Here is a 441-nt window from a genome sequence, read left to right as displayed (position 1 = left end):
ACTGGAAGCTGGTGTCGGGACGGCCGTTCAGCGATTCCGAAACGCGCGCCGGCACCGGTGCGTGCCTGATCGGCGAGACGGTGCGCCAGCAATTCTTCGGCGCCGGCGATCCGGAGGGCGAGATCATCCGCGTCAACCGCACCTCCTGCAAGATCATCGGCCTGCTCGAGCCCAAGGGCTATACCGGCTTCGGCCAGGACCAGGACAATGTCGTGCTGATGCCGCTGCACGCCTATCAGCGGCGCATCGCCGGCAACCGCGACATCGACAACATCTACATCGCCGCCGACGACCGCACCCCGACCAGCGAGTTGCAGCCGCGCGTCGAGGACATTTTGCGCGACATGCGCCGCATCACGCCGGACCGCGATCCCGATTTCGCCATCCGCGATATGACCCAGATCGCCGACGCCATGACCAGCGCCACGACCACCATGACCG

1 protein-coding gene is annotated in these 441 nt (G+C 66.2%); it reads left to right on the top strand.

The genetic code is table 11. From position 1 onward, the window contains the following. Positions 1–11 precede the first annotated feature (11 nt). Positions 12–441 (top strand): ABC transporter permease (locus EOA24_RS40825; RefSeq protein WP_245502015.1); only part of this gene is annotated, 430 nt, incomplete at its 3' end.

It is taken from the genome of Mesorhizobium sp. M2A.F.Ca.ET.039.01.1.1, assembly GCF_003998035.1.
Lineage (GTDB): Bacteria > Pseudomonadota > Alphaproteobacteria > Rhizobiales > Rhizobiaceae > Mesorhizobium.
This window is presented reverse-complemented; position numbering and strand designations above follow the sequence as displayed.